Annotated in this window: 18 protein-coding genes and 1 riboswitch; of the genes, 1 reads left to right on the top strand and 17 read right to left on the bottom strand. The window is 46.3% G+C overall.

The window, feature by feature from the left end:
- Nucleotides 1-5: 5 nt before the first annotated feature.
- From H6A32_RS04505 to H6A32_RS04480, 6 genes are all read right to left on the bottom strand, one after another.
- Nucleotides 6-389, bottom strand: coding sequence for a GrdX family protein (locus H6A32_RS04505; RefSeq protein ID WP_087167796.1), 384 nt, complete (start codon nucleotides 387-389; stop codon nucleotides 6-8).
- A gap of 113 nt (nucleotides 390-502) precedes the next feature.
- A riboswitch (glycine riboswitch) is annotated at nucleotides 503-600 on the bottom strand.
- Nucleotides 601-754: 154 nt separating this feature from the next.
- Entirely contained in the window at nucleotides 755-2,167 is a 1,413-nt protein-coding gene (locus H6A32_RS04500) for an alanine/glycine:cation symporter family protein (protein ID WP_087167795.1), read from the bottom strand.
- A gap of 269 nt (nucleotides 2,168-2,436) precedes the next feature.
- Nucleotides 2,437-3,867 carry an adenylosuccinate lyase gene (purB, locus tag H6A32_RS04495; protein WP_118636317.1) on the bottom strand — a complete coding sequence of 477 codons (1,431 nt, stop codon included), beginning with the start codon at nucleotides 3,865-3,867 and terminating at the stop codon, nucleotides 2,437-2,439.
- 92 nt (nucleotides 3,868-3,959) lie between these two features.
- Complete coding sequence (locus H6A32_RS04490) at nucleotides 3,960-4,724, bottom strand: hypothetical protein (protein ID WP_087252310.1); 765 nt, start codon at nucleotides 4,722-4,724, stop codon at nucleotides 3,960-3,962.
- Entirely contained in the window at nucleotides 4,699-5,994 is a 1,296-nt protein-coding gene (locus H6A32_RS04485) for a DUF5716 family protein (RefSeq protein WP_087252309.1), read from the bottom strand. The genes H6A32_RS04490 and H6A32_RS04485 overlap by 26 nt, the downstream gene beginning before the upstream one ends.
- A 15-nt stretch (nucleotides 5,995-6,009) precedes the next feature.
- A complete protein-coding gene (locus H6A32_RS04480) occupies nucleotides 6,010-9,309 on the bottom strand; it encodes a DUF5717 family protein (protein WP_171027904.1) in 3,300 nt (1,099 codons plus the stop codon).
- Between the two features lie 240 nt (nucleotides 9,310-9,549).
- On the opposite strand from H6A32_RS04480, the gene H6A32_RS04475 reads away from it, so the two are divergent.
- On the top strand, nucleotides 9,550-10,653 hold the full coding sequence (locus tag H6A32_RS04475; protein WP_087167791.1) for a pyridoxal phosphate-dependent aminotransferase: 1,104 nt from the start codon (nucleotides 9,550-9,552) through the stop codon (nucleotides 10,651-10,653).
- A gap of 108 nt (nucleotides 10,654-10,761) precedes the next feature.
- On the opposite strand, the gene H6A32_RS04470 is transcribed toward H6A32_RS04475, so the two are convergent.
- From H6A32_RS04470 to H6A32_RS04420, 11 genes are all read right to left on the bottom strand, one after another.
- On the bottom strand, nucleotides 10,762-11,115 hold the full coding sequence (locus H6A32_RS04470) for a cupin domain-containing protein (RefSeq protein WP_243272985.1): 354 nt from the start codon (nucleotides 11,113-11,115) through the stop codon (nucleotides 10,762-10,764).
- A gap of 84 nt (nucleotides 11,116-11,199) precedes the next feature.
- Nucleotides 11,200-13,179 (bottom strand): ABC transporter permease, encoded by a 1,980-nt coding sequence (locus H6A32_RS04465; protein ID WP_087167790.1) that lies wholly within the window; start codon nucleotides 13,177-13,179, stop codon nucleotides 11,200-11,202.
- The gene (locus tag H6A32_RS04460) at nucleotides 13,172-13,939 is read right to left on the bottom strand and encodes an ABC transporter ATP-binding protein (protein WP_087167789.1); all 768 of its coding nucleotides are present in this window, start codon (nucleotides 13,937-13,939) and stop codon (nucleotides 13,172-13,174) included. The genes H6A32_RS04465 and H6A32_RS04460 overlap by 8 nt, the downstream gene beginning before the upstream one ends.
- 133 nt (nucleotides 13,940-14,072) lie before the next feature.
- Nucleotides 14,073-15,080: a sensor histidine kinase gene (locus H6A32_RS04455; RefSeq protein WP_087167788.1), complete on the bottom strand. Its 1,008-nt coding sequence runs from the start codon at nucleotides 15,078-15,080 to the stop codon at nucleotides 14,073-14,075.
- A 7-nt stretch (nucleotides 15,081-15,087) separates the two neighbouring features.
- Nucleotides 15,088-15,762 carry a response regulator transcription factor gene (locus tag H6A32_RS04450; protein ID WP_087167787.1) on the bottom strand — a complete coding sequence of 225 codons (675 nt, stop codon included), beginning with the start codon at nucleotides 15,760-15,762 and terminating at the stop codon, nucleotides 15,088-15,090.
- Nucleotides 15,763-15,849: 87 nt separating this feature from the next.
- Nucleotides 15,850-19,050, bottom strand: a complete 3,201-nt coding sequence (carB, locus tag H6A32_RS04445; protein WP_204863842.1) for a carbamoyl-phosphate synthase large subunit — start codon at nucleotides 19,048-19,050, stop codon at nucleotides 15,850-15,852.
- The gene (locus H6A32_RS04440) at nucleotides 19,050-20,120 is read right to left on the bottom strand and encodes a carbamoyl phosphate synthase small subunit (protein WP_118636323.1); all 1,071 of its coding nucleotides are present in this window, start codon (nucleotides 20,118-20,120) and stop codon (nucleotides 19,050-19,052) included. Before H6A32_RS04440 ends, carB begins: the two co-directional genes overlap by 1 nt.
- Before the next feature lie 161 nt (nucleotides 20,121-20,281).
- Nucleotides 20,282-21,493, bottom strand: coding sequence for a transglutaminase domain-containing protein (locus H6A32_RS04435; protein WP_204863841.1), 1,212 nt, complete (start codon nucleotides 21,491-21,493; stop codon nucleotides 20,282-20,284).
- A 74-nt stretch (nucleotides 21,494-21,567) separates the two neighbouring features.
- Nucleotides 21,568-22,830 carry a peptidoglycan-binding protein gene (locus H6A32_RS04430; RefSeq protein WP_087167924.1) on the bottom strand — a complete coding sequence of 421 codons (1,263 nt, stop codon included), beginning with the start codon at nucleotides 22,828-22,830 and terminating at the stop codon, nucleotides 21,568-21,570.
- 233 nt (nucleotides 22,831-23,063) lie between these two features.
- On the bottom strand, nucleotides 23,064-24,098 hold the full coding sequence (gene rseP, locus H6A32_RS04425) for an RIP metalloprotease RseP (protein ID WP_087167783.1): 1,035 nt from the start codon (nucleotides 24,096-24,098) through the stop codon (nucleotides 23,064-23,066).
- A gap of 8 nt (nucleotides 24,099-24,106) precedes the next feature.
- Nucleotides 24,107-25,249, bottom strand: a complete 1,143-nt coding sequence (locus H6A32_RS04420) for a 1-deoxy-D-xylulose-5-phosphate reductoisomerase (protein WP_087167782.1) — start codon at nucleotides 25,247-25,249, stop codon at nucleotides 24,107-24,109.
- Nucleotides 25,250-25,381: the final 132 nt, after the last annotated feature.

Below are 25,381 nucleotides of genomic sequence, written 5' to 3'. Positions count from 1 at the left end.
TTCTTTTACCAGGCATCTGCCGACGGAAGCGCACTGGATATTAATGTGTAATCAATCAGCCTGAAATCTTCATAAACCTGCGGTGCATATTTATCCGATTTGAACTGAAACTTGCTGACGGAGGCAATGGCCCGTTCGATAATTTCAATTCCCATCAGGTCTGTCTCGCCGCTCTTTCGGGAAACCATTACTGATTTGTAAGGTGTTTCATTCGGCTTAACACTTCCGGAAAGCGGATGCGTTAAGAGCTTGTACCCTTTACATACTTCTTCTTTTACTTTTTTCAAAACATCTTCATATGAGCAGTCATAAAACTCCACATCATGATCCTGCCCGAGCTTTTCACGAACGAGCGGGTTGTTTGTTATAATTCTATAATCCTTCTTCATGGCTCCACCTATTAAAAAAGGACGGCTGACTTCCGCCGAAGCAGAATACAAGGCCGCCCTTCTGTCTTATGTATGTCATCCTGATATATTTGTCATACACGATTCAGAATGTGGTCCTTTCCCTGATCCTTTTGCCTGAAAGTTTCACCTTTGGTCTGTAAGGTTTGCATCTTCGGCGGTTCATTTGCGAACTCTCTCGCAGGAAAAATCATCCCACTATTCAATTGTCATATGCGCAGAATATGTCTTTCACAATTCTGTTTAGAGTATACCACATCGATTTATAGATTTCCAGCTTTTTATTCGATTTGCACATAGTTTTTTTCTATAAACCATTTCTCTTGTTCATGTTGATACGCTCTTTGTTATTTTTTCTTCTTTCTCTGAAGCTCAGGATGCTTCGGCAGGAAGTTTTTAAAGTAATCGTCGTGGGTCTTCTTGATCATACCGCTCAATGCAAAGAGGGCGATAATGTTAGGAACAACCATCATACTGTTGAAGCAGTCTGCCATATTCCATACAAGGTCAACCTGTGCAAGAGAACCAAGTACTACACATACACAAACGAGAACCGAATAAACCGGAACTGCTTTTGGTCCGAAGAGATACTTGATATTCGCTTCTCCGAAGAAGTACCATCCGATAATGGTAGAGGAAGCGAAGAAGAACATACAGATCGCAATAAAGATCTCTCCGCCTTTTCCATAAAGAGTCGAATACGCAAACTGGCTGAGTGCTGCTGCGGAATATCCGCCTTCAACCACTTCATAGGACTTCGGAAGCGCCTGAGTTGTTACAATAACGAGAGCTGTCATTGTAAGAACGATAAACGTATCAATGAATACACCTGTCATTGCCACAAATCCCTGCTCTACCGGATGATCTACCTTTGCAACCGCATGTGCATGAGGTGTGGAACCCATACCGGCTTCGTTGGAGAACAGTCCTCGTGCAACACCTTTTGTAATCGCCTTGGAAACTGTAGCACCGATCGCACCGCCTGTGATAGCATCAGGTGCAAATGCGCCTACAATAATCTGCTCAAATGCCAGAGGAATATTTCTCCAGTTATAGATAATAATAATCAGAGAACCGACAATGTAAAGTGCCGCCATAAAAGGAACCATAAGCTCGGTAACTTTTGCAATACGTTTCATTCCGCCTGTAAAAATGAACAATGCAATAACCGCTACAACTACACCTGTGATCCACTGCGGAATACCAAATGCCGTATGGAAAGAAGATGCGATAGAGTTAGACTGAACTGCATTACCCATGAAACCAAGTGCGAAAATCAGAAGTACCGCAAAAATCGCTGCAAGCACTCTGCCGAATGTACCTTTGAATGCTGCGCGAATGTAGTAAACAGGTCCACCTGTTACAATTCCGTCGCTGCCGACTTTCTTGTACTTCTGTGCCATAATTGCCTCGCAGTAGATCGTCGCCATGCCAAGGAATGCTGCCACCCACATCCAGAATACAGCACCTGGACCGCCGATCGCAATCGCTGTCGCAGCTCCTGCAATATTACCAGTTCCTACCTGAGCCGCAATCGCTGTCGCCAGCGCCTGGAAAGAACTCATTCCGTCTTTCCCTGCTTCTCCTTTTTTGGAAAACAATCCGCCGAATGTACGTCTCAGGCCTTCCGTGAAGCCACGGACCTGAATGAAACCGGTACGGATGGAAAACCAGATACCTCCTCCTACAAGTGCTACGATCAGGATATAGTTCGACAGATAGTCTTGAATAGTTAGTACGATGTTGTTCAATGTTTCCATAACAACCCCTCCTTTGCCCTATAGATGTTTTGAATATTTTTTCCTGATGTATCTATCATACCATTTTTAAGCTTAGTTTACAATAATTTAATGAATTTTATATATTTTTTGTTTATTTTATCCAGTTTTTATTTTATCTTTCTGCTTCAACGCAAAAAAAAGAAGGCGGAATCCCACTGTTTCAGGGGGTTCCAGCCTCCTTAAAATATGCATCTTAATTATAGTTTCTTTACTTTTTATGCACATTGCCAAATTTTTGTCATTTTGTTCTATACATTTATTTCCGCTTTTATTCCAAGCTCATCTTTATGCTGATCCAGTACCGGACGTACCACATTCGCAAGGAACGCCTCCACCTGCTCTTTCGCGCGTCCTGTATAGCGGGCCGGATCCATTGTCTTTTGAAGCTCTTCCAGCGTCAGGTTGAATGCAGGATCTGCCGCAATCAGTTCCAGAAGGTTATTGTCAAGACCTTTCTCTTTCACATTCTTTCCTGCTTCCATGGAAAGTTCGCGGATTCTCTCGTGCAGTTCCTGACGGTCCCCGCCTGCCTTTACCGCATCCATCATGATGTTTTCTGTTGCCATGAACGGAAGTTCTGACATCAGACGCTTCTCGATGACTTTCGGATAAACGACCAGTCCGTCTACCACATTCAGGCAGAGATCCAGAATACCGTCAATGGCAAGGAATCCTTCCGGAATGGAAAGACGCTTATTTGCCGAATCATCCAGTGTTCTCTCAAACCACTGGGTAGCCGAAGTAATGGCCGGGTTCAGCGCGTCGATCATCACGTATCTGGAAAGTGATGCGATTCTTTCACTTCTCATCGGGTTTCTCTTATATGCCATAGCCGAGGAGCCGATCTGATTTTTCTCAAACGGCTCTTCCACTTCCTTCAGATGCTGAAGAAGCCGGATATCGTTTGACATTTTATGTGCACTGGCAGCAATACCTGCAAGAATGTTCAGCACTCTTGTATCCACTTTTCTGGAATAAGTCTGTCCGGAAACCGGATAGCAGGCCGAGAAGCCCATTTTCTTCGCGATCATCGGATCAATTTTGTCGATCGTCTCCTGGTCTCCGTCAAAAAGTTCCAGAAAGCTTGCCTGTGTTCCGGTCGTTCCCTTGGAACCAAGAAGCTTTAATGTTCCGCTTACATACTCCAGATCTTCCAGATCCATCAAAAATTCCTGGAGCCAGAGCGTTGCCCTCTTGCCTACCGTCGTCGGCTGCGCCGGCTGAAAATGAGTAAACGCAAGAGTCGGCTGCGCTTTATACTGATCCGCGAAGCCGGCAAGCTCATTGATTACATTGACCAGTTTCTTTCTGACCAGTTTCAATGCCTCTGCCATCACGATAATATCTGTATTATCTCCAACATAACAGGAAGTCGCTCCGAGATGGATGATTCCCTTCGCCTTCGGACACTGCTGACCATAAGCGTAGACATGGGACATAACGTCATGACGCACAAGCTTTTCCCTTTCTCTTGCAACATCGTAATTGATGTCATCCGCATGTGCCTTAAGCTCTTCGATCTGCTCGTCCGTAATAGGAAGTCCCAGTTCCTTTTCCGTTTCCGCCAAAGCGATCCAAAGTTTTCTCCACGTTCTGAATTTCATATCCGGAGAAAAAATATACTGCATTTCTTTACTTGCATACCGTTCTGATAATGGACTCTGATATCTGTCGTTCACTTTTCCATGCTCCTTTTCTTAGTTTCGGCCTGTCGGCCTTTTTGCATTCCTACTATACTACAGAACAAAGAGAAACGCAATATAATACGTTTCTATAGATAGCGGCGGTACTGATGCTTCCATTTTTCCAGGATCTCCGGCGCCGCTTCTTCTTTCATCCCGCTCTCCTTTTCTTCAATCATCTGCTCTACCCGGTCCGCCGTCCGGGAATAAGACGGATTTTCCTCGAGAAGTTTCCGGTATTCATCCTCCTGCATATATCTGGAGCAGGCATAGATATAGGCCGTCAGCATTGTCTCATCCTGGCAGATCTCATATGCCTGTCTGTACATGGACGCTGCCTGCTCATAGAGAAGTTCCCTTCCGTAAGCTGCTCCAAGACATCCGTACACCTTGCCGTAAAACCGTTCTCCCGCGGATTCATCTCTCTCATCCTGCAGAATGGACAGATAGACAAGAATCGCAGATTCATATTCACCGCTTTCCAGCAGATTGTCCGCCTTATATTTTCTGCGTTCAATCTCTTTCTGATCCTTCAGTCTGTCCAGTACATTCCGGATATGTTCCATCTCCGGTTCCGAGTAAATTCTGGCATGCTCCAGAATGCGGAGCACGAACTGTTCAATGGTCCCCTTTTTCTGGATCAGATCTAGAAGTTCTCCTGCCAGTTCCCGCATATCCAGTTCCGAATACAGCCACTCGCAGATTTTTTCATTCATGATCGTATAATCAATCAGATAGAGATTATTGCAGAGATAGTAGCACAGTTCTTCTATTGTATAGATCTTTCTGTGAATGCGTGTAATCTTGTACGGTTGTGATGCTTTTTTGTTATGACAAAGAATTAAACTGCCCATTGGTACCTCCCAGATGAATTATTTTTTCTACCTTGAAGTCCGTAGCCGGGAAAAAGTCTCCAAATCCTGCATCTCTGAAGCTCAGCCGGCAGGTACGCTCGTCATCAAATTCCGTGCGGACAATCAGCTTCATGGAATATTCCTTCCGTTTCGGCATTCCCGCAAAGGAAACAGTCTCTACGTTCCACTGGCCTGTTGCAAGGGATTCGATATGAATTTCAATATCCTCAGTGTTTTCAAGGAGCACCTCCCATTCACGGGTATCTTCATACCAGTGTGTTCCGAACTCGACAATCGGATACCAGATATCCACCCCATCGATCCTCATCTTCAGGCAAATCTGCTCCATCAGCTTTGTTTCATCCAGATACGTCGGTACATCAAGAGAATTGGACCGTTTTTTCAGTCCGCAGTAGCAGGCTCCTTTGCTGTAGAGATTATTGCCGATAAAAGCCCTGCGTCCATTGCAAAGCACTTTCTGCGAATTCGGATACCAGTTGTTTTCAAATCCTTCTCCCGTCAGGTAAACAGAAGAAACATGCTTTTTATCAAACACTCCCTGAATAAAGTGCCGGAACCGTTCGTCCGCATTTCTGGCCTTGTCGACATTGAGCACAGGATAAACCGCTTTCAGCTCTTCCATCTGGGCTTCTGCAACCTTTTCCACGCTGACGAAATTCTCTTTTTCTCTCCGGTAGTCCGTATTCAGCTGCTTCAACATATACGCCTCAATCTTTTCCCGGTCACAGTAAAAGAGAGCAGACTCATACTGCCAAAGCTCTTTCGGCTGATAAAGCATATAATAACAGAAGCTTTCACGATAATCCATTGCATAGACCCGCGCTTTATCTACTCCCGCCTGCGCCCCTGCTTCTCTCAAAAATGTACGGATCTCCTGATCAATCCAGGGTACTGTAAACGAAACAAAGGTCACTTCTTTCTTGCGGAATGTCTGCAGTGTCAATTCAATAAATTTTCCAAGGAGCCATCTTGCCTCATAGACAGTCCCCTCTTTTTCAATCTGCTCATTTCTCTGCGCTTTCCGATAAAGATCGGAAACCACCCACCCCTTGTCCATCATCGCTGCTCTCTGCGCTTCGCGCCCGAACATCCATGCTTCTTTATAATGTCCTACCATCAGCGGAATCTGGTAATTGTCAGCTGCCACTTCCAGTGTCTTGAGCTCATGCTTTTCTTCATCAAAGTAACTGATCTGACATCCGTTTTCATTCAGATCATATCCGATGATATATCCACCATTTTCCATCATGATCCCTCTCCTATTCTAGTATAACATAAATAATTCCTGTGACAGTTCCTTCTCACGGCTGTACTCATTCATGGCCTGTTTCAGGGCTTCTTTTGTAAGCTCCGACATATCATCAAGCCGTCCGTAAGTTCCGACAGCCGGTATTTCACCGTCAAGGCGGAGTACATGTTTTTCGGACACTGCCGTACTTCCATCCATCTTCAATTCCTTAAAGTAGTATTCGAGAATCTCATCGCTGTAAAGAATAAATGTCCTTACATGAATATCCTCATAAACAGCCGGCATAATTTCTTTCTGATACGGCTGTTCATCTTCCTGGTCTTTCGCTTTTCTGATCTTGTATTCAATTACAACCTGGCTTCCTTTTTTGGCCCGGTATTCAATAATGCTCTTATCATACAGCATCACCTCCTGCAGCCATGGCCTTGGATATTTCAGATAGAACTGAAAGACAGCCTGTTTTTCACAAAGTTCTCTTAAGAAACGTTTAAGCAGTTCCTCCGACGCGCTTTCCAGATCATGCTCTGAATAGTATTTTAAATATGCAATCCGGCAGATATCCGGAAGCTGCTCTCCAACAGACGCTTCCTTCTCCACAACTTTCCATACCGACTCTCCTGTCTGACGTTCCCGCATCAGATACTCCCGGGAGATATACGCAAGATACGCTCTGATCAGGCGGAAATACCCGTTTCCACTGTCATAGTAATCGCAGAAAATTTCCTCTTCTCCGAAAATATTTTCGGAAAAGACCATCTGTGTGATGATACGCTCTGCAATCTTGCCGGAAGGTACCCCCTCCTTTTTCGCCGCGCGCCACACCTGTTTCATATTCCTGGTAGCCCCACAGTAATACATGGAAAGATACGTCAGTGTCGTCCTGTCGAAATGGCCTCTCTGGAAGAGGACAAAGCATACTTCCAGAAGAGTCTCCTCCTCTTCATATCCGTCTTCCTGAATTTTCTTCGTACAAAGATCAAAAATCTCCTCGTCCGCAAACAGCTCCATTCCATGTTTCTCGATATTCTCAAAGGAAAGCTCCGGAACCGGCACGGATTCTTCTTCCTGATCCGGTTTCTTTTCAAATTTTCTGCACAGTTCGACAAAACGCATCTCATAAAAAAGTCTGGTCGTTTCATATGGAATCGAATCGGTATAATGCCGTCCGTCCATGGATTCCCAGATAATTCTGGAATCTTTATCGTAGAGGAAAATCATCGCGCTGCCATCAACAACGCCGACTCTCTGGTGGATTTCCCCGTCTTCCTCAATCACCATGACAGACTTCATAAACGGGAGCTTTGTCCTGACTTCGTAAGCATGACAGATATCGTTAAGCGCTTCCAGCCTGTCTTCCGTCATATTTTCTTCCGTGCAGAATTTCTTATAGATAATCCGAAGCGGCTCATTGATATGGCGCTTCAGAAGCTGTTCCCACGCAAACGCCTCCATCTTGTCACGGTAGTAGGCGTAAATCTCTCCTGTCTCATCCTGAAACTGTATGATATTGGCATAAAGAAACGCTGTCTTTTCATAAGTAAGCGTATTCCCGTGCATAAAGTAAAGGCATACCGCTTTTGGAAGTGGATCTTTAACTCGCTCCTCCTCGATGGTCATCATATAATATTCATAGAGCTGTACGATTTTCATCTCCTGTTCTACCGCAAGCTCATACCATTTGAAATACTCGGACCGGATCTGATTTCCTTTAATCAGAAGCGTACAGATGGAAGTCAGCACCATCGGGTCCGGATAATCTGTATACAGACGTTCCAGAAGTCTGAAAAGCTGTCTGTCAAATTTCTTCTGCTGCCCTGCCAGATTCGCTGTATAGAGGGCAAGCTCCCGTGTAAACAGGCCGTATCTGGATCCAAAACTCAGAACCCGAATTTCAAAATTTCCAAGTTTCTTCAGACAGACCGGATCTTCCCGGTAACATTTAAACGCCTGCAGGTACAGAAGTGTATGACCTGCTTTTTCTGCATAGAAATGCTTCTCCAGCGCGGCAAGCCTTCTTGTAATATTTCTGTATTCCGGATCAATATCAACAAGCATGCAAAGAGCGCTCCACATTTTCGGGTGCTTATTATATGCCTTCTTTATCTCATCGGTCACATGTTCTGTATGGTTTGCATTCTTTTTCAGAAGCGCCGTCAGATACAGATAATATGTTGTATTTTCCGGACGCTTCATCATGTCGAACCGTCCGTAATTATACTCTTCGATAATCCTGGCGGCCTCCTCGGTCTGACCGCTTTCCAGGTATGCATGTGCTTTTACAAGAGAACAAAATGCCGCATCCCGTCCAAGATTTTCCATTTGCCCGGCCAGCTGCACCGTATCCTCTGCCCAGCTTAACAGATCGCTCGTTCCGGTAATACAGGAAAAATATCCTTTTATAATCTGTGTCATATAAAAGGTCTGCTCATGCTTCGGAGTATGCACTCCTTCCCGTGTCACCTCGATCTCGTACGCAATCTGTTCGTACGGAGTTGTAAAAATAATCCGGCCGAAATTTCTTCCGGCATGAAGAACCTGCGGAGTAATCACATAATGGAATCCCAGCGTATTTCCGACAAAATCATCGGTTGTAAACTCCTTCTGCGTGATCTGGATAAAATTACCCTCCACAGAGGCACGGATCGGCATATAACCCCATGTATTTTTGGTAATGATTATATTCTCCCGCACCGCCTCATTCGGGCTTTCAAACTTCTTTTCGTACTCGGACAGAGAAAGGAAGAGGCATTCCTTCTGCTTGATTCCCACAAGGAACTCCTCCACTGCCTGCTCTCCAAGAGACCATTTCCGCATATTATTATAGAGCGCCACCACCCTTGGATTTTCATACCGCAGGATCTCATAAAAACTCATGGAACGGAACAGCCTGCGCGCTTCCAGGAAATCCTTCATCGCCAGGAGTTTAAAATCCTTCATGTTCTGCACCTTTCCATGGGATGTCATAAGATAAGGGCGCTCAATCACTGCTGTAAAGGAAAGCTCATATTCACCTCCGTTACAAACCACGGTAAATGTTCCGTTTTCCACGTATCCGGGCTCCAGCCCTTCTGCATCGTAGGTGAATGAAATCACAACCGGATTCCCCTCAAATCCACTCTCTTTCAGATGTATCCGGAAAGAGGAGGAATAGACAAGTCCTCTTACCGGTGCTTCTTTTCTGTTTTCAATCGTAAAACTCCCCTGAAATGTTTCCCCTTCTCCAATCAAAAGCACCAGGTTGGTCTCTGAAAACCTTACATCCGGCTGCTCCTTACTAAAATCTCCATTTGAAAAGCGTTTAATCTTATTTTTCAAGCCTTCCACCTCTTGCATTGCATTTTTTATCAGATATACTATAATTGAAATTATAACATTATTCCCTGTCATATGGCAATGCCTGTGCAAAATTTATCAAAACTTGTCAAAAAAGTTGTTACTGTTCACACAGTATTTCGGAGCAGACAGATACAGCGGCATGCTTGCATATAAGATGTATCTGCCTGCTCCGGAGTACGAGCTTAACTTGTAACCATAAATATTAGGAGGACATACACTATGAGCCAGTCAACCGCTTTTCATGGAAGCGATCTCGAGCAGGTCGCGCAATATTACCATCTGCCGCAGGAGGAAATTATCTGTTTTTCCGCAAATGTTAATCCTCTCGGTTTTCCCGCGAAAACAGCCGGACTTGTCTGTCAGAATTTTTCCCGCCTGATGACTCATTATCCGGACCGGGAGTATACAGGTCTGAAACAGGCAATCGGTAACTACTGTCATATTTCCCCGGACCATGTTCTTGTCGGCAATGGTTCTACCGAGCTGATTTCTCTGCTGATTCAGTCCTCCGGGAGAAAACGTGCCGTTCAGGTCGGTCCTTCCTACTCGGAGTACGAAAGGGAACTGAATCTTGCCGGAATCTCTTTTACAACATGGTTTCCGAAAAAGGAACACCTCTTTCAGCCTGACACGGATGATCTGCTTGACTTTCTGACGGCTCACAATGCAGACTTTCTGATTCTCTGCAATCCAAATAATCCGACTGCCCGCGCGCTTTCAACCGATGAAATTGCGGATCTTCTGGAAGGCTGCCTGAAATCAGATATCTTCGTGATGATCGATGAGACCTATGCGGAATTTGCTGACAGAGAAGTCTCTGCAATGTCTCTTGTCTCCAGATTTCCGAATCTGATGGTAATCCGGGGAATTTCCAAATTTTTCGCTGCTCCCGGACTCCGTCTCGGGTACGGTGCATCCGGAAACCGTGTTTTTCTTGATCATGTAAAGACGCACCAGAATCCGTGGAGTGTCAACAGTGTTGCAGCCTTTGCCGGAGAGCATCTGTTCTGCGAGGAAGAGTTTATCGTTAAAACAAAAGCCCTCATATCAGGCGAGCGTACCCGCATGATACAAGGACTTTCTGGAATTCCTGCTCTTCGTGTCTATCCGAGCGACAGCAACTTCCTGCTTGTCGAGATTCTGGATCCTTCCCTCACGGCATCCGGTCTTTTTGACTGCCTGATCCGCCAGAAGCTGATGATCCGGGACTGTTCCTCTTTCGAGGGACTCGGAACTCAGTTTTTCCGGTTCTGCCTGATGCTTCCGGAACAGAATACCGCACTGCTCCAGGCAGTCCAGGAATTTTTCGCAAAATCGCGATAAGTCCGGGAATTCTTCTCCCGAAAGATGATTCTGCAGAAAAAAACGCACTGCAGCGGAAAACGCTGCTGCAAAAGCAGCCCGCCGCATGCGGAAATCCTGTAGATTTTTTTATTTCTTTTTCAGGATGAGAGCGATAAATATGATATCCTCGTCTCCGTCATTTACAAGTCCGTGGCCCTCTCCGTCCGGGCAGAACGTCACATCACCCGCACAGATTTCGCGTTTTGTGCCGTTTTCATTGTAGATTCCCTTTCCTTTTAAAAGGTAATACGTTTCTGTTTCGCCATGATGCTCATGGTATCCAAGCTCGCATCCGGGCTTGATTGTCACCTCGCTGAACATGCCGCAGCCATCTCCAAGCTGCTCTCCTTTGATCAGTGCTTCTTTGAGAATGTATCCCGCACCGCCGGAAGCGTGCTCTGCCTTTTGAATTTCCCGTTCTTCCTTATGTGTAATCATCATCTTGCCCTCCTTTTGCTTCTTTTCCAAACTGGTTTTATCATAACACAAAGGCACTGCATTTTCAAACACAGTGCCCTTTCCCGGTTATCTGGTAACAATTTTATAATATTCTCTTGCCGTCAGTTTAAAGACAAACGCATAAATCAACGCAAAGATAAGAACCGTTCCAATTGTACATGCAACAATCAGGTTTGTGTTCGTCAGATTAAATGACGAAAGAAGTCTTCGAATCAGCTGGAATGCCGCTGCCAGATGGAGAACCGAAAGTCCAAGCGGCAGGAAAAATACCATCCTGATCTGACTGTTGACGGTTTTTTTAACCTCCCGCCGGCTCATGCCGACTTTCTGCATGATCTGATACCGGTTCCGGTCCTCAAATCCTTCGGAAATCTGCTTATAGTAGATAATCAGTACGGTTGCCATCAGGAACAGACCGCCGAGGAAAATTCCAAGGAAGAAGAAGCTTCCGTAAAACATATGGAAATCTTCTTCATAGACGCCCCGGAGTTCCAGGTATCCTCCGATTCCGTAATCATTCTGAATCCTGTTGGTAATGGCCTCTGCTGCTGCCTCTTTTTTCTCTTCGCTTCCGGTCAGATCAAACCCATAGGAATATTCCATCGATACTTCTCCGGATTCCGGCAGGGATGAGATCAGATTGTTAATGACCGTCTGATCTTTGACGAACAGGATATAAGACTCCATTACAGGGAAGTTCTGCTTCTTTTCCATCGGAATTGCATCCGGCTCTTCTACAATGGTAAAATCCGTGTCTTCAATCCGGAAATGATCCTTTCCATAAGGCGTTTTGGAAGAAGTGTATATGACTGCTTCCTGATCCGAAAGCTCCAGATTTTCTCCCATCATCTCATTATAGTATGATACCGGAGCAAGCTGTACCAGCACCCGGTTAGGGTAAAAGAGACTGCCGAACGCATAGAAGGAAAATCCATCTTTTTCTTTATCCGTCACCATGGAAACAGACTGACACCGGTATCCGTTTTCCTGCCGGATCCCCTGCCGGTTCAGTTCTTCCGCCACTACCGTATCCACAGTCCGGATCGTTTCTTCATTACTTTGCTCAATGGTCAGAATCAGCTCCTTCGGAAACCGGTTTTCCATTATGTTTTCCATTCCCAGATTCAGGCCGACTGTCGTTGAAAGCGTAACCAGTACCATTGTACTCAAAATACAGATATTGGCAAGTCCTACTGCATTCTGCTTCATCCGGTAAATCATGCCGGAGACAGAATGAAAATGTTTCGCCTTATAATAAAAAGATTTATTTTTTCTCAGAAGTTTTAAAAATGCGATACTTCCTGCAACAAACAGCGCGTATGTTCCGATAACGACAAGGAGCACCGCTACAAAGAAGACACTGATCGCTTCAATCGGATTTTCTACGATATTGGCCAGTATATAACCTGCCGCGATTGTCACGACTCCGAAAACGGTAAGCAAAATCTTGGTTTTTGGCTCTTTTTCACCTACATTTCCGCCTCTGAGAAGTTCAATCGGATTTGCTTTACGCACCTGAATCAGATTGGATACAAATGCTACAAAAAAAATTACCGCAAAAAGAATCAGGGTCGTGCTGATACTGCTGCCCGTCACTTCATACTGAAGGGATGTTTGATATCCGATAATCTTATAGAGCAGAAGAAACATCAGTCTTCCAAGGATAATTCCGCCAAGAATTCCCGCCAGGATACTGGCGCCTCCGACCATCAAGGATTCCCAGAACATCATAATGGCAATCTCTTTCTTTCCCATTCCGAGAACATTATAAAGGCCGATCTCTTTTCTCCTCTGCTTGATCAGGAAGCTGTTTGTGTAGAAAAGAAATACACACGCGAAGATTGCAACAATGACTGTACCAAATCCGAGAATGCTTCTCATGCTGCCTGCCCCCGGCATTTCTTTAATTCCGGAATTGTCCATGATGATCGACATATCGAAAAACAGCATGATCGTGATGATGCTGGTTACCAGAAACGGAAGATACGACCGTTTGTTTTTCTTCATGTTGGTGAATGCAAGCCGGATGTAAATCGATTTAAACATGCCGCTCACCTCCTGTGGTCAGTACCGTCAAGGTGTCTGAAATCTTCTGGTACAGCTCTTCATTTTTCATATTACCCCGGTAAATCTGATGGAAGACTTCGCCATCTTTGATGAAAAGGACTCTGCCGGCATGGCTTGCCGCTTTCACAGAGTGGGTTACCATAAGAATGGTCTGTCCCGTCTGATTAATCCTTGAAAACTGGTTCAGCAGATCGTCCGCAGCCCTGGAATCCAGCGCACCGGTCGGCTCATCTGCAAGAATCAACTGTGGTTTGGTAATCAATGCTCTGGCCACCGCCGTCCGCTGCTTCTGTCCTCCGGATACTTCATAGGGAAACTTGGAAAGAAGCTCATAAATTCCAAGACTCTTTGCGATCGGCTCCAGCCGCTTTTCCATCTCCGGATACTTCCTTCCTGCAAGCACAAGCGGAAGGAAGATATTATCACGGATGGAAAGAGTATCCAGAAGATTAAAATCCTGGAATACAAATCCCAGATTCTGTCTCCGGAATGTTGCGATCTCCCTCTCCGGCACTGTAGAAAGATCTCTCCCTTTCAGCTTGATGCGCCCGCCTGTCGGCTTATCCAGCGCTGCAAGAATATTCAAAAGTGTCGTCTTTCCGGAACCGGACTCTCCCATGATTGCGACGTACTCTCCTTCTTCCACGGAAAAGGTCACATTTTTCAGGGCTTCTACCTGATTCCCTCCAAAACGTGTTGTATATGTTTTCTTCAGATTCTGCACTTCAAGAATCGTCATCTGCTTCTCCACCTTTCTGAAATTCTGTTCTTTTCTATGCCTTTATTATAGTCAACCCCCGATGGTCTTTTCCATCGATTCGGCTTACAATCCATCCGCAAACCTTACGATTTTGAAAGGTAGAGAATCCCGCTTATTCCACATCCAGTTCCCGGCGCCCTAAATCCAGTGTTACTTTCGTTCCTTTATCCGGTTGGGAGGAAATCTGAATCCCGTGGTTTAATTTGTCCATCACTTTCTTGCAGAGATAAAGGCCGATTCCGGTGGACTTTTTGTCTTTTCTGCCGTTATATCCGGTATAGCCCTTCTCCATGATTCTCGGAAGATCCTCGCTGGAAATCCCGATTCCGGTATCTTCAATCACCAGATGGTCACCGTCCTTCATATAGATGGAAATCTTTCCTTTTTTCGTATACTTCAGCGCATTGGAAAGGATCTGCTCTACCACAAAGGAGAGCCATTTTTCATCTGTCAGCACCGTCTCCTTGATTTCACCCAGTTCCAGCGAGAGCTTTTGCAGGATAAACAGTCTGGAGTACTTCTTGACGGCCTGACGCACCACTTTCCCAAGATCGCAGTTTGTCAATACCATATCTTTGGATATGTCACCGATTCTCAGGTAGGACAACACCATCTCCACATACTGTTCCGTCTTAAACAGCTCCATCTGCAGAGAATCATAGAGTTTCCGGTCAATCTTTTCTTCTTCACTCTCCCGGCCGGACTGCAGAAGAATCCGCATGGCGGCGATCGGAGTCTTAATCTGATGCGCCCACATGCCGTAGTAATCCATCATATCATTATATTTGAGTCCATCCTCGTACAGAACCTCTTCCTTTTCATGTGCCATCTTCTCAATCAGCTGCCGGTAAAGAGCATCCATCGCTCCAGGTGATGTATAAAATGTTCCGGAACAGGTATCCATCGTCTCGATCCGGCGCTTCAGTTCTTTCCACCGGCCTGCATATTTCGTCACATCCACCAGAAAACAGAGAAATGCTCCGGCCAGAGTAAACTCTGCTATATAAAAGACCTTTTCCATCGGAATATCATATAAATATCCGATCAGAAACAATGCCGCGTAAAAAAACAGAAAAACCGCCCAGGCCAGCATCCTGTCTTTCAAATATCCTTTCACCATGGTTCTCTCACTCCTTTATCATGTAACCGATTCCTTTTTTGGTCAGAATGATATCCGGCAGGCCGGCCTTATCCAGCTTTTTCCTCAGCCTTGTCATATTGACTGTCAGCGTATTGTCATCGATAAAGCTGTCGTCCTCCCAGAGTTTCGTGATAATGTCCTCCCGGGAGACAATTTTCCCCGCACGTTCCATCAGGCACTGTAAAATTTTATATTCATTTTTCGTAAGATCAATCCGCGCACCTTCATACAGAACCGAAGCGTCACTCATGTTCAGAATCAGGCCTTTATGCTCAATCACATTGATATTTCCCTGAAAAGAATAACTCCTCCGCAGCAGTGCCTGAACTTTTGCCGTCAGAACATTCAGGTCGAACGGCTTTTCTACAAAATCATCTCCGCCCATATTCATGGCCATGACGATATTCATATTGTCAGACGCCGATGACAGGAAGATGATCGGCACTTTGGAAAATTCCCGGATTCTCTGGCACCAGTGGAACCCGTTGAAAAACGGCAGCATGATGTCCAGAAGAATAAGGTGCGGCGAACAGGCCGCCGTCTCTTCCAGAATATTCTTGAAATCCTCCACATATTTCACCTCATATCCCCACCGGGTCAGATGGGATGCCAGGGTTTCTGCAATGGTCATATCATCTTCGATAATCAGAATTTTGTACATAACGCTTCCCTCCTGCTGTCAAATTACCAAGCGCTATGATCCGGATGAACCATAGCGCTTCTCTTTTATGTTCTGTCTTCAATTATACTACTGAACTTTTGCGATATCAATCAAAGCCAGTTCTTTGATATTGGTATTTTCAAGGCTTGTCACCAGTGCTCCTGCCGTATCCATCGCAGTCAGTACAGTCACACCTGTTTCGATGGCATTTCTGCGGATCGTAAATCCATCTCTTGCATGATCTGCTCCCTGCGGAGGAGTATCGATGACAAGGTCAATCTCATGTCCAAGAATCAGGTCCAGAAGGTTTGGAGATGCCTGCTCGATCTTGTTGACAGAAATTGCTTTTACCCCTGCTTCTTTGAGGGCTTCCGCCGTTCCGGCTGTCGCAAAGATCCGGTATCCGAGAGCCTCGAATCTGCGTCCGATCTCTACCGCTTCCGGCTTGTCCTCATCCCGTACGGTCATAATCATATTCTTATATTTCGGAAGTTTGATACCTGCTCCAAGGAAGGCTTTGTATAATGCCTCGTTAAAGGTCTTCGCAATTCCAAGACATTCTCCGGTGGACTTCATTTCCGGTCCAAGGCTGATGTCTGCCCCGCGGATTTTCTCAAAAGAGAATACCGGCATCTTGATTGCGATGTATTCCGCCTCTTTCTGCAGTCCCGGAGTATATCCCATCTCACGGATCTTATGTCCGATAATGACTTTTGTTGCAAGCGGAACGATCGGGATGCCTGTCACCTTGCTGATATACGGAACGGTACGGCTGGATCTTGGATTCACCTCGATGACGTACACTTCTTCCCCGCAAACAATGAACTGAATGTTAATCATACCGATGACATTCAAAGCTCTGGCAAGTCTTCTTGTGTACTCTTCGATCTTCCGCTTTGTTACTGCGGAAATGCTCTGGGCCGGGTAAACGGAGATACTGTCTCCGGAGTGAATACCGGCTCTTTCGATATGCTCCATAATACCCGGAATCAGGATATCTTCTCCGTCGCACACCGCGTCAACCTCGATCTCTTTTCCCATCAGGTACTTGTCTACCAGAATCGGATGCTCCTGTGCGATCCGGTTGATGATTCCGATAAACTCGTCGATATCATGGTCGTTGATGGCAATCTGCATGCCCTGGCCGCCAAGAACGTAGGACGGTCTTACAAGAACCGGATAACCCAGTTCGTTTGCAACCTTTTTCGCTTCCTCTGCTGTAAAGACCGTTCCACCTGTCGGGCGCGGAATCTTACATTTTGCAAGGATTTCGTCAAAGAGTTCTCTGTCTTCCGCTGCATCTACATTTTCTGCCGAAGTACCGAAGATCGGAACTCCCATCTTCATCAGTGCCTCGGTCAGCTTGATGGCTGTCTGTCCGCCGAACTGCACAACAGCGCCGTCCGGTTTCTCAATATCTACGATGCTTTCCACATCTTCCGGTGTCAACGGCTCGAAATAAAGCTTGTCTGCGATGTCAAAGTCAGTGCTGACTGTCTCCGGGTTATTATTGACGATGATTGTCTCATAGCCTTCTTTTTTGAATGCCCAGGTACAATGTACGGAGCAGAAATCGAATTCGATTCCCTGACCGATACGAATCGGGCCGGAGCCAAGGACAAGAACTTTCTTCTTTCCACTTGTTTTTTCTACTTCATTTTCACTGCCGAATACAGAATAATAGTACGGTGTGCTTGCAGCGAACTCTGCCGCACAGGTATCTACCATCTTGTATGCCGCACGGATTCCGTTGTCCATGCGCATCTGATGGATCTCTCCCTCGGTCTTACCGGTCAGAGATGCAATGACATGATCCGGAAATTCGATCCGTTTTGCTTCTTTTAAAAGTTCCGGTGTCAGCGGTCCGTCTTTCAGGGCTTTCTCCATCTCTACAATGATGGCGAATTTATCAATAAACCATTTGTCAATTTTTGTAATGCTGTAAAGGACATCGTAGGAAACGCCTCTTCTCAGGGCCTCTGCAATCATCCAGATCCGTCTGTCATCTACAATATGAAGCTTTTCCATCAGTTCCTCATCAGACAGATCCGAGAAATCATAGGACATCAGGCTGTCTACATGCTGTTCCAGAGAACGGATTGCTTTCATCAGCGCGCCTTCGAAATTGTCACAGATACTCATGACTTCCCCGGTCGCTTTCATCTGTGTGGTCAGTGTTCTCTGGGCACTGATAAATTTATCAAACGGCAGACGCGGGATCTTGACAACACAGTAATCCAGCATCGGCTCAAAACTTGCATAAGTCTTTCCGGTAATGGCGTTTTTGATTTCGTCCAGAGTATAGCCAAGTGCGATCTTTGCCGCCACTTTTGCAATCGGGTATCCTGTCGCCTTGGATGCAAGTGCAGAAGAGCGGCTCACACGCGGATTGACCTCAATAACACAGTATTCAAACGTATCCGGGTGAAGAGCATACTGCACATTACACCCTCCGGTAATGTTCAGCTCGCTGATAATATTCAAAGCAGAAGTTCTCAGCATCTGATACTCTTTATCCCCCAGCGTCTGAGACGGTGCCACAACAATACTGTCTCCGGTATGAACACCGACCGGGTCGATGTTTTCCATATTACATACGGTAATGCAATTTCCATTTCCATCCCGCATCACTTCATATTCAATCTCTTTCCATCCTGCAATACAGCGCTCTACAAGTACCTGACCCACACGGGAAAGACGAAGTCCGTTTTCCAGAATCTCCACCATTTCCTCCCGGTCATGGGCAATACCACCGCCGCTTCCGCCAAGGGTATAAGCCGGACGCAGAACGACCGGATAACCGATCTCCTCTGCAAATGCCACGCCGTCCGGTACGTTTTCCACGACAAGGGATGCCGCCACCGGCTCTCCGATCTTTTCCATTGTGGCCTTGAATTCCAGACGGTCCTCCGCCTTTTTGATCGTTTCGGATGTCGTTCCGATCAGACGCACATTGTTTTCTTTTAAAAATCCTGCCTCATCCAGCTCCATGGCAAGATTCAGTCCGGCCTGTCCTCCCAGTGTCGGAAGAATACTGTCCGGCTTTTCTTTGCGGATCAGTTCTTCTACTACTTCTACCGTCAGAGGCTCGATGTAAACCCTGTCTGCAATATCCTTATCTGTCATGATGGTGGCCGGGTTTGAGTTAAGAAGTACAACTTCGATTCCCTCCTCTTTCAGGGAACGGCAGGCCTGTGTTCCTGCATAGTCAAACTCAGCTGCCTGGCCGATGACAATCGGCCCGGATCCGATTACTAATACTTTTTTAATATCCTGATTTCTTGGCATTATCTGTCCCCTCCCATCATTTCCATAAACCGGTCAAAAAGATATCCGGAATCCTGCGGTCCAGGACATGCTTCCGGATGGAACTGTACGGTAAAGATCTTCTTTCCGGTGTATTCCATTCCTTCATTGGTTCCGTCATTGACATTGACAAACGCCGGCTTTGCGATTTCCTGACTCAAGGTTGTGTCATCAACGACATAACCATGATTCTGTGAGGAAATGTAAACACGGTTTGTGCTCAGATCTTTCACCGGATGGTTTCCGCCGCGGTGTCCATATTTCAGCTTGTGGGTATCTCCCCCATTTGCAAGTGCCATCAACTGATGCCCAAGGCAGATCGCGAAAATCGGCACATCACTTTCATAAAACTTTCTGACTTCTTCGATAATACCGGTACATGTCTTCGGGTCTCCAGGACCGTTGGAAAGCATGATCCCGTCCGGGTTTGCCGCCAGTACTTCCTCCGCCTTTGTATGAGCCGGATACACGGTAACCTCACAGCCCCTCTGATTCAGGGACCTGGCAATGTTGTTCTTTGCGCCGTAGTCCATCAGCGCAACCTTGTAGCCGTCTCCCGGAAGCACATAAGGCTCTTTACATGTTACTTTGGAAACAACGTCTCCAACCTCATATGCCGCAATCTTCGGAAGTACCTCTTCCAGATTATAGGCAGCATTGGTTGTAATCATACCGTTCATGGTTCCCTTTTCTCTCAGGATCTTCGTAAGAGCACGGGTATCAATGCCTGCGATGCCCGGAATATCCTGCTTTTCCAGAAATTCCTGTATCGTTCCTTCGCACCGGAAATTACTCGGCATTCTGGAGAGTTCTCTCACAATATAGCCGTCCGGCCACGCTTTTTTCGACTCCATGTCAGGAGTAATTCCATAATTTCCAATTAACGGGTAAGTCATGACAACTGCCTGTCCGGCATAAGAAGGATCCGTAAGGACCTCAAGATAACCTGTCATAGAGGTGTTAAAGACAATTTCACTGATCATTTCTCTCTTCGAGCCGATGCTTGTTCCTTCAAAGACGGTTCCGTCTTCCAAAATCAGAAATGCTTTCATAGCTTCACCTTATCCCTTCGTAGTTTCTATATGTTTGTTTGCGCAAAAAGAAAGGCGCATGAGTGTCTTTTTCGATACTCGAGCGCCCTCCTTCTCAAATTGTAAAGATTTTACCATATCTCTTTTTGTTTTTCAACGCTTTTCCGGAATTTTCTTCCTTTTTATTCATACTGCCAGTAAACGGTGATCTTACACAGAACCGGATCGTCCTGATAGGAATACCGGGCACTTGAAAGGCCGTTCTGCTGTGCCAGAATCGATGCCGCATCCCGTATCAGCCCGTTCATAAGCCTGTCTCTGGACTCTTCGTAAGCTGACTGCCCTGAAAACTTGAAGACAGAAACCGGCTCTTTGGAAGAAATCTCCTCATTCAGCTGTTTTTGCATCCGGTCCTGGTCAAAACGCTGGTAATAGCATCCCTCTCTTACATAGTAATTATCGTTCACAGCAGTACAGGACGGAAATGTAACATCTGCATCCAGTTCGTGCGTCCGGAATAGTTCCTGTTCACTGCAGCAAAGATAATCGTACTGAATCTGCTGTTCTTCCGGAATCGACCCGCCGTCGGTTTGAAGGAAGACCGGATCGCCCCAGGTGGTGTCCACGTAATAATAGTTCCCGTCACACCGGACCAGATTCCATGCGTGCGGCTGTCCTCTGGTTGTCCCTGTGACATATGTGCAGAATACTCCAAGCCGTTCCAGAAGATACTGGGTCTCCCGCGCATAACCGGCGCAGACAGACTCCTTATTGACAAGCGCGCTGTAGAGATTCTGACTGTCACTTGCATTTTCCACATAGTCAACCGAACGGATAACATATTCATAGACATACCGGATTCTGTCATATTCCGGATCGATCTGTGATACATCCGCCGCACCAAGAATGGCCTCTGCCTCCGCTTCAATCTGTGCCTGCATCTGTTCCTTCTGTTCCCCCTCGTAGGTATACTCCGGGCAAAACTCAGAATATCCTCCTCCCGGAATCTGATAAGCTGTCGTCTCCGCCGCACCGCTGCACCAAAAAATATCCGGGAAATCATTCAGAACAAATTCATAAATCTGGTTGACCCGCTTTGCATCTGTCATCTCCACGTTGATCGTTTCCGAATTATTCCGGACACCCTGAAGAACGGCCTGATACACCTGCTGTTCTTCTTCACTTAACGTACTGTAATAAAATTTCTCCGCTACTTCTTCGGCCGGAATTTCGACTTCCTGAAATACCGGCTGTTCTGCTGAAGAAGCAGTCCTCTCTTTAACCGTTGACACAGACCCGCGGAACAAACCGGCAAGTCCTGCCGCAACTGCCAGAATCAATATGACGCACAGAACAACGCATCCTTTTAAGAATCTGTTTTCTCTTTTTCTCATGCTTTTCTCCGTAATCATCCTTTACTGTCTATTATAGAGAAATTCCTGCCCGATACGCAACCCTATTTATTCTTTTATACAAGTTCCGCAATCCTGGAAACGCCCACATAGACCTCCGAAATTTTATACCAGGTCCGGTAATCTACTTTCCCCGTCTGCGGAAGCCCGAACACTTCCTGAAACTTACGGACTGACGCTTCCGTCCTTGGACCGTAAATTCCGTCCGCATCCACTTTCGGAATCGCCGGATAGGCTCCCGCAATCACATTCAGCTGTTCCTGCATCTGCAGAACTTTGCTGCCGGAAGACCCATTTTCCAATGTGTAACCCGGCCACGATGACGGAATCCCGGAAATCTCCTGGGCGGTATTGATATACATGTCACTTCCGTAAAAATAACGCAGGATCTGGATTGCACTGTATCCCTGATCCGCCAGATCTTTGGAACCCCACTGGGTCATCCATCCCGGACAGGTCACCTGTTTTCCGTCGCAATACTGAGTCAGGATCGGCTGGCGTACGTTCGGTCTGGAAAGATAGGACGCAAACAGATCATCCACAACTACGGAAATCGTGTCGTAAATATTCCGTTGCGGAATCCACTTATGGTCAAAGGCAGTGGAGGAGGAAATCGTAAATTCAAAGCCCTGATTTCTGTACCATTCTGTGTAAACCCTGTTCAATGTAAAGGACATAATTGCAAGGACATTCGCCTTGATCGCTTCCTCCGGCCATGTCGCATATATTTCGCTGGACGCCACATTTTTAATATAATCCTTGTATCTGTCATAGTAATTCAATGCCGTAGAATCCCGCGGTGACCCATCATGTACAACAATGTATTCCGGCACTACAACGCGGCTCAAAACAATCTCTCCTGATTCGTCCATCGGCTTGATTTCGGCTTCCGGAATTTTGGGCGGATAATTTCCAAACAGCGTATGTGCCGGAATCACATAGACCTCCTGACCTTCCTCACGTTCCAGAGGAAGCATCCGGATATTCTGAAGCGCAGTTACCCCCGAGAGAATCTCTGTTCCCGCGATCTGAATCGGTTCAAATCCTGGCGCTGTTACTTCCAGTGTATATTCCGAGTAAGGCTGTTCCTCCTGACGCTCATCCAGACTGTACTCTACCGGAGGGGCCGGCAACTCCAGCGTCTCCGTTTGTCCGGAAGAATCTGTGGAGACAGTCTCAATCGTCTGATCCGGCACCCCGGTATAGGTGATCCGGATACTTGCGTCCTCCACCGGGAAGGATGTAGCCTCCGATGTGATCTGTATTTTCAGCTTCCCTTTATCAATATTGTTTTCCTGCATTCCGTAATTTTCGTTCATGCCCACCTCAAAGCATTTCTTCTCTTCAAGATATGAAAGCACTTCCGAAAACATGCCTTGAAGAGAACAAAGAGTTCCGCCCGCGGAACTCTCGCGCCGAGCGCGGTCTCTGCAGCGACAAATTTCTGCTTCGTGCGAGTGCGCATCCCGCGGAGCGTTTTTATTTAACAGGGAACGAGGTTTCCTGTTAAACAGGAAAAGGCACCGCACATCCGTGCGGCACCTTCTGTAATTCAGAGAAAAATTCTCTGTATATCATTGAACATTACAAAAACCATCAACAAAAGCAGGCAGACCATTCCGACCATGTGAACATAGCCTTCTTTCTCAGGCGGCACCCGCTTGCCGCGGATCACTTCAATGATCAGGAATACAAGGCGTCCTCCGTCCAGTGCCGGAATCGGAAGCAGGTTCATGACACCCAGGTTGGCAGAAAGCAGAATCATAAGATTCAGCATGTTAAGAAATACAAGCGATGCTCCGCCGCTTCTGCTCTGATTGTAGGTATCCTGCACCACATCGACAATTCCTACCGGACCGGACATGCTGTCCATTCCGATCTGTCCGGTAACGAGCATCTTCAGGCTTTCGATTGTGGATGTGATCCAGTATTCAACCACGTAGAAACTGTATTTTATCGTTTCAAAAAAGCCGGTCTTTACATATCCGCCACCAGAATACCCATACCGGTACATTCCGCTTTCTTCATCCCACTGCGGCTTTAGGTGAACTGTCGTCTCCACGCCGTCGCGTTCATAAGTCAGATCAATCTCCTCATTTTGGTGAAACTGATTATAAGTCGTTGCATCCCGAAACAGATGGATACTGCGTCCGTTGATTTCTTTGATAACATCCCCGGCCTGCAGTCCTGCCTCAGCCGCCGGATAATTCTCTTCCACCGAAGCTACAATCGGTTTGTCCACGCCGATCCACGCTGTAATAATGATGGCTCCGATCAGAGCCAGAATAAAATTGAATCCTGCCCCTGCTACGATAACACTGATCCGTCTCCACGGGGATTTCTGGTTGAAATTCCCGACGCTCTCCCCGTCCTCAGTTTCGTCCTCGCCCATGGCACAGAATCCGCCAAGCGGCAGAATCCGGATGGAATACTGCGTTTCTTTTCTCTGAAATCCTACGATTTTCGGCCCCATTCCGATAGAAAACTCCTGCACCTCAATCCCGTTTAGTTTGGCCAGAAGAAAATGTCCAAACTCATGGATAAAAATGATAAATCCAAAAATGATAATTGCAAGAATAATTCCCAAACTGTCTGCTACCTCCTGCTGCGAATTCTTTCATATGTTTCCTGTTCAGTCATAAGAATCTGTTCTAAGGAAGGATTCTCAATCTTCTTATGAGCCTTCATACAGTCCTCTATAATCTCCACGATTTCCAGATATGTGATCTGTCTGTCTAAGAACATGCTGACAGCCAGCTCGTTGGCTGCATTCAGCACGGTCGGCATGCTGCCTCCCTCTCTTCCTGCCTCATAGGCAAGTGCCAGCCCGTAAAAAGTATCCAGATCCGGCTTTTCAAAGTCCAGATGGGAAAGGCTCCAGAAATCCAGGCGGTCGCCCGGAAGATATCTTCGTTCCGGATAATATAGCGCGTACTGGATCGGAAGCTTCATGTCCGGTGTTCCAAGCTGTGCAATCACAGAGCCATCCTCGTACTCCACCATGGAATGGATCACCGACTGCGGCTGGACCACAACCTGAATCTCATCTACGGATACATCAAACAGCCATTTGGCTTCGATTACTTCCAGTCCTTTATTGATCATGGTGGAAGAGTCAATCGTGATCTTTCTTCCCATGGACCAGTTCGGATGCTTCAGCGCATCTTCCACTTTGACATTCAGCAGATCTTCCTGCTTTTTCCCGCGGAACGGTCCGCCGGACGCCGTCAAAAGAATCTTCTGTATTTTATTTCCGGCATTTCCCTGTAAAGACTGAAAGATCGCGCTGTGCTCGCTGTCTACCGGGAGAATCCGGATTCCTTTTTCCTTTGCAAGCGGAATAATCAGATGCCCTGCGGTAACAAGTGTTTCCTTATTTGCAAGCGCAATATCTTTTCCAGCTTCAATGGCGGCAATCGTCGGCCGGATACCAATCATCCCTACAACCGCCGTCACAACAATCTCCGCTTCAGGAATACAGGCCGCCTCAATCAGGCCATCCATTCCTGTGACAATTTTTACAGTTTTATCCTTAAGGCGCTCTTTTAAGTCCGCCGCACGTTCTTTTTGATAGACACAGACAACTTTCGGATGAAACTCACGAACCTGCTTTTCCAGAAGCTCTGTATTGGATCCTGCCGCCAGAGAGACGACCTCAATGTCCCCGTTTTCTCGCACCACGTCAAGCGTCTGGGTGCCGATCGAACCGGTGGATCCTAATATGGCAATTTTTTTCATGTTTCTTCTCCTGACTACTTATTAACTAAAACTTCCCACACCAATACGGTGTGTTGAACCTTGAAAATTCAATATTTCAGCCAATAAAAAAGGCATAAACCTGTCCCGTTTGGTATAATGGAATTGACGAAA

This window comes from Drancourtella massiliensis (genome assembly GCF_016900655.1).
Lineage (GTDB): Bacteria > Bacillota > Clostridia > Lachnospirales > Lachnospiraceae > Sellimonas > Sellimonas catena.
The sequence above is the reverse complement of the archived record's forward strand: the minus strand, read 5'-3'. Positions and strand labels throughout refer to the sequence as shown.